Raw genomic sequence first — 1,390 nt, forward strand, 5'->3', positions numbered from 1 at the left:
CCCCGTGACGGTGCGCGTTTCGAAGATGGAGCGGGTCTGCTCCTCGGTGAGGGGGCTGCCTTCCATCTTGTTGGAGTTGTAGGCGAAGGCGATCTGGTTTTCCCAGTAGAAGCCGCGTTCAATGCCGGCGCGCCGCTGGTCTTGCAGCAGGGCAAGCACGTCGTCGGAAGAAGTGCAGGGGGTGGCGGCGCTGTCGTTCATGGGAGGGCATCCTATCCGTTGCAGAACAGGAAGCCTGATCGCTATCGGTAAGACGACCCGTTCAGAAAACGAAAACGCCCTCCGAGGAGGGCGTTTGCATTCGAAATGGTGCGGGCGAGAGGACTTGAACCTCCATGGGGTTGCCCCCATACGGACCTGAACCGTACGCGTCTGCCAATTCCGCCACGCCCGCAGGTGCACTTCAGCTTTGCCGAAAGAGCGTCGATAATCATACCTGACCAAGCGCGGCGATGCAAGAAGTTTTTTTCTACTCTTCTCGCAGAATGGTGTTCGCGGTCTCTTTCAGGGCGGCGTCGGTCATGTCCTCCTGACGGCGATCGGCCTTCTCAACCTCGCCGATGTGGGCCTTCAGCGGGCGCGTGGCCTCTTCCTTCTCGCGGTATTCGCGGTCCTTCGCCTTGCGAATCTCGTCGCCGACGTGGTCCTTTAGGTGCTTCAGCTGCTCGCGCTCATGCTCGCGGTCGATGCGGCAGTCTTCGCGGCTATCGGGTATTTCCAGGCTCATGAGAGGCTCCTTTGCTCGGGGGGTGCGCCGCGCGGAGCGACGCCCCGGCGACTTTGCTACGCCCCTACTTTAGCCCCGCCGCGGTTGCCTCCGCTTTTCCGACCCCATCCGTCAACGAATTGCAACGCCTTTGATCCCTGATCTGCTGGTGTCCGCGGCGCTCCGGCGGATGGGCGCCGAGCCGCTCGGTATAATGGAGCGCACGATACAAGCGCCGCCTCGCAGGGGAGTGGCGTTGGGCCCAAGGGAAGGCGACCCTCGTCGGCTCGCGGTGTCCCGGAACCAGTAACAGCAGAAGCAGAAGGAGGAAGCTCATGGCAGAAGCAACGCCGGTTGTCGGTATCATCATGGGATCGGAGTCGGATATGCCGGCCATGGAACCGTGCATGGCGCAGCTGGATGCGCTCGGCGTGCCCTACGAGGTGAAGGTAGCCAGCGCCCATCGCAAGCCGGCGGTTGTGCACGAGTGGGCCGAAACCGCCCACGATCGCGGCATCAAGGTGATCATCGCCGCGGCGGGTAAGGCGGCGCATCTCGGCGGAGTTGTGGCCGCGTTCACGCCGCTGCCGGTTATCGCCGTGCCCATGAAGACGAGCGACTTGGGCGGCCTGGACTCCCTGCTGTCCATGGTGCAGATGCCCTCGGGCGTGCCGGTGGCCTGCG

2 protein-coding genes and 1 tRNA gene are annotated in these 1,390 nt (G+C 63.4%); 1 reads left to right on the plus strand and 2 read right to left on the minus strand.

The window, feature by feature from the left end; translation table 11 throughout:
* Positions 1–307 precede the first annotated feature (307 nt).
* Together QZ307_RS03080 and QZ307_RS03085 are read right to left on the minus strand one after the other, a co-directional pair.
* Positions 308–394 (minus strand) — tRNA-Leu (locus QZ307_RS03080).
* A gap of 75 nt (positions 395–469) precedes the next feature.
* Positions 470–727: a hypothetical protein gene (locus tag QZ307_RS03085; RefSeq protein ID WP_295995683.1), complete on the minus strand. Its 258-nt coding sequence runs from the start codon at positions 725–727 to the stop codon at positions 470–472.
* A 314-nt stretch (positions 728–1,041) separates the two neighbouring features.
* On the opposite strand from QZ307_RS03085, the gene purE reads away from it, so the two are divergent.
* The coding region (gene purE / locus QZ307_RS03090; RefSeq protein WP_295995685.1) for a 5-(carboxyamino)imidazole ribonucleotide mutase at positions 1,042–1,390 on the plus strand (349 nt) is incomplete at its 3' end.

This window comes from uncultured Adlercreutzia sp. (genome assembly GCA_910585575.1).
Classification (GTDB): Bacteria; Actinomycetota; Coriobacteriia; order Coriobacteriales; family Eggerthellaceae; genus Adlercreutzia.

Bases quoted from the DNA above. Each gene is read 5' to 3' on its own strand.
- QZ307_RS03085 (WP_295995683.1), bottom strand. From the start codon at position 727: ATGAGCCTGGAAATACCCGATAGCCGCGAAGACTGCCGCATCGACCGC.